5 protein-coding genes and 1 riboswitch are annotated in these 7,431 nt (G+C 70.6%); of the genes, 3 read left to right on the forward strand and 2 right to left on the reverse strand.

Annotated elements, in window-relative coordinates:
• Positions 1-75: 75 nt before the first annotated feature.
• Complete coding sequence (locus ACFVHI_RS36655) at positions 76-1,518, reverse strand: glyceraldehyde-3-phosphate dehydrogenase (RefSeq protein WP_063349745.1); 1,443 nt, start codon at positions 1,516-1,518, stop codon at positions 76-78.
• Positions 1,519-1,815: 297 nt separating this feature from the next.
• On the opposite strand from ACFVHI_RS36655, the gene ACFVHI_RS36660 reads away from it, so the two are divergent.
• A complete protein-coding gene (locus tag ACFVHI_RS36660; RefSeq protein ID WP_063349744.1) occupies positions 1,816-2,286 on the forward strand; it encodes a GreA/GreB family elongation factor in 471 nt (156 codons plus the stop codon).
• Complete coding sequence (locus ACFVHI_RS36665) at positions 2,283-4,601, forward strand: FdhF/YdeP family oxidoreductase (RefSeq protein WP_380346355.1); 2,319 nt, start codon at positions 2,283-2,285, stop codon at positions 4,599-4,601. Before ACFVHI_RS36660 ends, ACFVHI_RS36665 begins: the two co-directional genes overlap by 4 nt.
• 43 nt (positions 4,602-4,644) lie before the next feature.
• Here the strand turns inward: ACFVHI_RS36665 and ACFVHI_RS36670 are convergent, their stop codons facing one another.
• Positions 4,645-5,943: a YhgE/Pip domain-containing protein gene (locus tag ACFVHI_RS36670; protein ID WP_380346357.1), complete on the reverse strand. Its 1,299-nt coding sequence runs from the start codon at positions 5,941-5,943 to the stop codon at positions 4,645-4,647.
• A 211-nt stretch (positions 5,944-6,154) separates the two neighbouring features.
• A riboswitch (M-box (ykoK) riboswitch) is annotated at positions 6,155-6,332 on the forward strand.
• 326 nt (positions 6,333-6,658) lie between these two features.
• On the opposite strand from ACFVHI_RS36670, the gene ACFVHI_RS36675 reads away from it, so the two are divergent.
• Positions 6,659-7,431 (forward strand): NRAMP family divalent metal transporter (locus ACFVHI_RS36675; RefSeq protein WP_380346359.1); only part of this gene is annotated, 773 nt, incomplete at its 3' end.

Below are 7,431 nucleotides of genomic sequence, written 5' to 3' on the forward strand. Positions count from 1 at the left end.
GGCGGTGACCGTACTGGTCACCGCCCCGCCGCCGGAACTACCGGAACTGCCGGGACTACCTGAACTGCCGGAGGATCAGACCGCCGGGGCCGGGTAGGTCGGGAACTCGACGCCCGAGACGTACTGGACGACCCGGATGACCTGGCAGGAGTAGCCGAACTCGTTGTCGTACCACAGGTAGAGGATCGCGTTGTCGCCCTCGACCTTGGTGGCGCCGGCGTCGACGATCGAGGCGTGGCGCGAGCCGATGAAGTCGCTGGAGACCGCGTCGGGGGAGTCGGTGAAGTCGATCTGACGCTTCAGCGGCGAGGTCAGCGAGACGTTGCGCAGGTAGTCGAGGACCTCCTCGCGGTTGGTCTCGCGGGCCAGCTGCAGGTTGAGGATGGCGATCGAGACGTCCGGCACGGGGACGCGGATCGAGCTGCCGGTGATCTTCGCCTGGAGGTCCGGCAGGGCCTTGGCGACGGCCGAGGCGGCGCCGGTCTCGGTGATCACCATGTTGAGCGGTGCCGAGCGGCCGCGACGGTCGGCCTTGTGGTAGTTGTCCAGCAGGTTCTGGTCGTTGGTGAACGAGTGGACGGTCTCCACGTGCCCGCGCAGCACGCCGTACTCGTCGTCCATCGCCTTCAGCGGCGGGACGATGGCGTTGGTGGTGCAGGAGGCGCAGGACAGGATCTGCTCGTCGGGCTTGATCGTGTCGTGGTTGACGCCGTGGACGATGTTCGGGACGTCGCCCTTGCCCGGCGCGGTCAGCACGACCTTGGCGATACCGGGGCGCAGGTGCTTGGACAGGCCCTCCCGGTCGCGCCAGCGGCCGGTGTTGTCGATCAGGATGGCGTCCTTGATCCCGTACTCCGTGTAGTCGACCTTGGTCGGGTCGTCGGAGTAGATCACGGTGATCTCGTTGCCGTTGGCGATGATCTTGTTGTTCGCCTCGTCGACGGTGATCGTGCCCTGGAACTGGCCGTGGATGGAGTCCCGGCGCAGCAGCGAGGCGCGCTTGACCAGGTCGTCGCCGCCGCTGTCGCGCACGACGATGGCCTTCAGGCGCAGGCCGTTGCCGGAGGCCTTCTCGATCAGCAGGCGGGCGACCAGGCGGCCGATCCGGCCGAAGCCGTAGAGGACGACGTCGCGGGCGTCGCGGCGCTCCAGCTTGTTCTCGCCGGTGGCGCCGGAGACGGCCTGGGCGGTGAACTCCTCGACCGACAGGCCGTGGTCGTCGGCCCGGTAGGTCGCGGCGAGCATGCCGATGTCGATCTGCGAGGGGCCGAGGTCCAGGGTGGTCAGCGCACTCAGGAAGGGCATCGTCTCGGTGACCGAGAGCTCGGCGCCGGCTATCTGGCGGGCGAAGCGGTGCGTCTTCAGGATGCTGACCACCGACTTGTTCACCAGGGACCTGCTGTGCAGCAGGACGGTCACGTCCCGCTCGCGGTGCAGTCGCCCGATGATCGGGATCATCGACTCCGCGATCTCCTCGCGGTTCTTCCAGTCCGTGAACACGTCGTCGTTGACAGTCACAAGTCCATCTTTCGAGCTGAGGGTGTTGCGCACATGGTAGCTTCGCCCGCCCCCGCCCCTTCCGCCGGTCCCTCTCCCCGCCCGCCCGACCGCGCCCCGCCCGCACCGCCCGGACCTGCGGCTTCGTCCCGGCCGGGGCCCACCGCCCCGCCGCCCACCCACCGCGAAGGTGATCACCGCCACCCCCGGGGCCGGTCGCGGAGGCCTCGCCCGTGGCGGATTTGCCGGGGGTGCGGGGTGGTGGGGTAATGGAAGCGACCCGTGCTTGAGCGTTCCGCGAACGACCCGGGAGCAGCCATGACAGACGGTCCCGAGCCCATCAGTGCCGAGGCCCTGCGCGCCGTGCAGGAGGAGTTGGCCGAGCTGCGCGCCGAGCGGGCGAAAGTGGTGGGGACGCTGCGCGGGGAGGACGTGGGCGACCGGGCGGACGCGGCGGACGAGTTGCAGCGGGCCGACGACGTCGCCCGGCTGGACGAGCGGATCGCCGAGTTGGAGGCCCGGGTCCGCGAGGGGGCCGCCGCCGGGCCGCCGTCCACGGAGGTGGTGGGGGTGGGCTCCACGGTCACCGTGCGGTTCGCGGACGGGGTGGAGGAGACCGTCGAGGTGGCGGAGCTCGCCGAGGTGCGGGAGGAGACCCTGGTGACCGCCGACAGCCCGCTCGGGCGGGCGCTGCTCGGGCGGCACGCCGGGGAGACCGTGAACTACGAGGCGCCGAACGGCGCGGCGAGCGCGGTCGTGCTGTCGGTCGGCGGACGGCGGGCTTCGTGAGCTCCCCCGACGACCCCCAGCAGGAGCCCGCCCGGGACGAGCCGGCCGTGGGCCCCGACCCCGTCGGGCCGCCGCAGTTCGCGCCGTACCACCACCCGGCCGCCGGCTGGGGTGCCGCGAAGAGCGTGACGCGCTTCCTGGTCAAGGAGGGCGCGTACGTGGACGGGCCCCGGGCGATCATGCGGATGAACCACGAGAGCGGCGGCTTCGACTGCCCCGGGTGCGCCTGGCCGGACGACACCAAGGGCCTGCACCTGGACATCTGCGAGAACGGCATCAAGCACGTCACCTGGGAGATGACCCGCAAGCGGGTCGGCCGCGACTTCTTCGCCGCCCACTCGGTGACCGAGCTGTCCGGGTGGAGCGACTTCGCGCTGGAGGACCAGGGCCGCCTCACCGGGCCGATGGTGTACGACGCCGGCTCGGACCATTACGTCCCGATCAGCTGGAAGGACGCCTTCGAGCTGGTCGGCCGCACCCTGCGCGAGCTGGACGACCCGAACCGGGCCGCCTTCTACACCTCCGGCCGGCTCGGCAACGAGGCCACCTTCCTCTACCAGCTGATGGCCCGCGAACTGGGCACCAACAACCTGCCGGACTGCTCCAACATGTGCCACGAGGCCAGCGGACGCGCGCTCCAGGCCTCGCTGGGCACCGGGAAGGGCACGGTCGACCTCAAGGACTGGGAGGTCACCGACGCGCTGTTCATCATGGGCGTCAACGCCGCCTCCAACGCGCCCCGGATGCTCACCGCCCTCGCCGACGCGCACCGCCGCGGCGCGCAGATCGTGCACATCAACCCGCTGATCGAGGCGGCCGCCACCCGCACCATCGTCCCGCACGAGTTCGTGGACATGGCGCTGTTCAAGTCCACGAAGACCAGCACGCTGAACCTCCAGCCGCGCATCGGCGGCGACATGGCACTGGTGCGCGGCATGGCCAAGGCGATCCTGGAGCAGGCCACGGCCGACCCCCAGGCCCTGGACCGGCAGTTCATCGAGCGCCACACCACCGGGTTCGAGGCGTACCGCGCGCTGTGCGGGGCCACGCCCTGGGAGGAGATCGAGCGGCAGAGCGGGCTCGGCCGGGCCGAGGTCCTCAAGGCCGCCCGGGTCTACCGCGACGCCGACCGCTCCATCGTCAGCTGGTGCCTGGGCGTCACCCAGCACGAGCACGGCGTGGACACCGTGCGGGAGATCGTCAACCTCCTGCTGCTGCGCGGCAACCTGGGCCGTGAGGGCGCCGGCCCGTCGCCGGTGCGCGGGCACAGCAACGTCCAGGGCAACCGCGCCTGCGGCATCGACCACCGCCCCTCACCCGAGTTCCTGGACCGCCTCGCCGAGGCCTGCGGGATCGACCCGCCGCGCGCGCACGGCCTGGACACCGTCTCCGCCGTCGAGGCGATGCGGCGCGGCGAGGTGACGGTCTTCGTCGCCATGGGCGGCAACTTCGCGCTCGCCGCGCCCGACACGCCTTACACCTACGAGGCGCTGCGCGGCTGCGAGTTGACCGTCCAGGTGAGCACCAAGCTGAACCGCAGCCACCTGGTGCACGGCCGCCAGGCGCTGATCCTGCCGTGCCTGGGCCGCACCGAGAAGGACCACCAGCGCGGCGGGGTGCAGAGCACCTCGGTCGAGGACTCGATGAGCATGGTGCACCTGTCCGTCGGCATGAAGCGCCCGGCCTCCCCGCACCTGCTGTCCGAGCCCGCCATCGTCGCCGGGATGGCCCGCGCGGCGCTGCCGGACAGCGGGACACCGTGGGAGTGGTACATCGAGGACTACGACCGCATCCGCGACACCATGTCCCGGGCCCTGGACGGCTTCGAGGACTTCAACCGCCGGGTGCGGCTGCCGCTCGGGTTCCGGATCAAGCAGCCGGCCCGCGAACTGGTCTTCCTCACCCCCTCCGGGCGGGCCGAGTTCTCCACCGCCCCGCTGCCCGACGTCGTTCCCGCCCCGGGCACCCTGGCGCTGGGCACCATGCGCTCCCACGACCAGTGGAACACCACCATCTACTCCGACAACGACCGCTACCGGGGTGTGCGGAACCTGCGCACGCTGGTCTTCCTGAACACCGACGACATGCGCGAGCGCGGCATCGCCGAGCTCGACCCGGTCGACATCACCAGCACCGCGAAGGACGGCAGCACCCGCACGCTGAACGGCTATCTCGCGATCCCGTACGACATCCCGCGGGGCTGCGCGGCGGGCTACATGCCCGAGATGAACGTGCTGTGCGCGATCGGCGACTACAGCACCCAGAGCGACCAGCCGATCATGAAGCACCTCAAGGTCACCGTCACCAAGGCGTAGGAGGCGTAGGGATCAGGCGTGGCGCCTACGCCGACGACTACGTCTACTCCGACGGCTGCGGCGTCCAGCGGTGCAGGCCCTTGCGGTCGTAGTACCGGGTCATCCCGAAGCCGAAGGCCAGGGCGAGCACCACGCCGACCGCGATCATGGTCCAGCCCCGGGCCAGGCCCGCGTCCGCCCGGGCGTCGAAGAACAGGATCGCCCGGATGCCGTCGCTGAGCTGGCGCATCGGCTCGAAGACGCTGAGGAAGCGGTAGAAGCCGGGCACCGCCTGGAGCGGGATGGTCGCCCCCGAGGAGGGCAGCGCCAGCGCGATGAAGACGAACATGGACACCAGCTGCCCGATCCCGCCGAACGCCGCGTTGATCGCCTGGACCCCGAGGCCGACGGCGAGGCTGGCGCAGTAGGCGAAGACCCAGAGCAGCGCCTGGTGCGGGGCGTCCATGCCGAGGACGGTGACCGAGCAGAGCATCACCAGGGTGGTGGTGAGCAGCATGATGCCGGCCGTCATGACCATCTTCAGCAGCAGGGTCTGGGTGCGGGTGATCGGGACGGTCGGGCGCCGGGTGTGCCAGGGGCCGAGCTCGCTGTCGCTGTAGCCGAGCGCGGTGTCGACGCCGTTGTGGATGATGTTGCCGCCGATGAAGCCGGTCAGCACGGCCAGCAGGGTGTAGTAGAAGGCGCTCAGGCCGAGCCCGCTGTGGGTGCCGATCGGGTGGCCGACCCGGGTGGTGACGGCGAGCGGGTCGGCGAGCAGCAGCCGCGCGGTGGCGCTGGTGCCCGTGCCGGAGGCAGTGGGCGGCACGGCCGCGGTCAGCTCCTTGCCGAGCGCCAGCGAGGCCTGGTGGGCGGCGGACTGGGTGATCTGGGAGGCCAGCGAGGAGCCGAGGCTGCCGAGGCCGGGGTTGGTCAGCACCGTCAGGGTGGGCCGTTCGGTGGCCCGGCCGGTGGTCAGTGCCGCCACGTCGGCGGTGAACGCCTGCGGGACGAGCAGCGCGCCGTAGACCTTCCCGGTGGAGAGCAGGTCCATCGCCTCGGCCTGGTCGACCTGGCGCCAGTCGACGGTGTTGCCGGGCGTCCCGGCGACGATCTCCCGGGTGAGCCGCGCGCCCAGGCTCTCCGTCCGGCCCGGCGGCGGCGGGCCCTGATCCGCGTTCACCAGGGCGATCGGGAGCCGGTGCAGGTGCCCGGTCGGGTTGAGGATGCCGCCCATGTAGAGCAGCGAGAGCACCACGGCCAGCAGGCCGCACAGGATGCTCGGAACGAGCCACAGCTTCGCGTGGCGGGCGAGCACGAGGGCCCGCGCCTGCCGGGGACCGTCCTGGGAGCCTGCGGACGCCATGCCACCCCTCGGATTCGGGCGCAACCTGGTGCTGCTGCCGATGCGGTGGGAAGTCGTTCCGTGGCGGCCCGACGGCAAAACCCCACGTCACCCGATCCGCCCCGCCGTGCCTCGCCGCGCCCCGGCCGGGGCAGCCGGGACAGAAGGTAAAGGTTCTACCAAGTACGCAAGTATCGGCCTCCGCGCGGTCTATGCTTCTGGAGGTTTGAAGAAGGCACCTCGTTCGGTGAGGCTTCTTCACGGACACAGGCCACTGATCCGACGACGTCGAGAGACGCCCAGGGTTAGGACAGATCTTCCCGACCTAAGGGTTGATCCGAAGTGGCTTCCGGCCCGACCGGGCTGGACACGCCGTGGAGTGCCAAAGCTCTGACGAGTTGGGGTGAACCGGCGGTCGCTTCGCGCGCCGGCGAACTCCTTGCCGCGTCGATCACACGCACCACGGGGTGCGTCGACCGGGAGGAGGCGAGAGACATGGATTGCAGTAGTCCGGGCCACAGTTGCCCCTGCCCCCGCTTGTCCTCGCACACTCCCGGCACGCGGTAACGACCCTCCCTGCGCACATCTCTGACGGCTCATCACCTCAACACCCGGCTTCGCCGTGCCCGAACGGGCCCGCACCGCCGGGTGGCGATGCGCCGCGCCCGTCCGCAGGGGGATCGCCGCCGTGCGCCCCCGATCGCCCCGCCTGCCCGGGGCCCACGGGAGGATCGTCATGACCACCAACGCCACGCTCAACTCCAAGGTCCCCGCCCCGCGTTCAGCGGTACTGGACGACGCCCACGTCGGCGACATCAAGGGTGCGCTCGGCACCATCCGGCTCGACGACACCACGCCGCGCCACGGCCTGTCCGCAAGACTCAAGACCCTGCTCGCCATCGTGGGCCCCGGCCTGATCGTGATGGTCGGCGACAACGACGCGGGCGCCTTCTCGACGTACGGGCAGGCGGGGCAGAACTACGGCACGCAGCTGCTGTGGACGCTGCTGATGCTCGTCCCGGTGCTGTACGTGAACCAGGAGATGGTGCTGCGCCTGGGCGCCGTCACCGGTGTCGGCCACGCCCGGCTGATCCTGGAGCGCTTCGGGAAGTTCTGGGGCGCGTTCAGCGTCATCGACCTGTTCCTGCTGAACGCGCTGACGCTGGTCACGGAGTTCATCGGCGTCACCCTGGCGGCCGGGTACCTGGGGCTGCCGAAGGTGGCCGCGGTGGTGCTGGCGGCGGTGGTGATCATCGCCTCGGCGTTCACCGGCTCGTTCCGGCGTTTCGAGCGCGTCGCGGTCACGCTGTGCGTGGGTTCGCTGCTGCTGGTGCCGATCTACTTCATGGTCCACCCGAAGACCTCGCAGATGGCGCACGACTTCACGGTGCCGAGCATGCCGGGCGGTTCGGGTCAGCTGGCGGCCGTGATGCTGGTGATCGTCTCCATCGTGGGCACCACCGTCGCCCCGTGGCAGCTGTTCTTCCAGCAGTCGTACGTCATCGACAA

The sequence above is a fragment of the Kitasatospora sp. NPDC127121 genome, from assembly GCF_042677305.1.
Classification (GTDB): Bacteria; Actinomycetota; Actinomycetes; order Streptomycetales; family Streptomycetaceae; genus Kitasatospora.

Coding starts and splice junctions, on each gene's coding strand:
- ACFVHI_RS36660 (WP_063349744.1), top strand. CDS start 1,816: ATGACAGACGGTCCCGAGCCCATCAGTGCCGAGGCCCTGCGCGCCGTG.
- ACFVHI_RS36670 (WP_380346357.1), bottom strand. CDS start 5,943: ATGGCGTCCGCAGGCTCCCAGGACGGTCCCCGGCAGGCGCGGGCCCTC.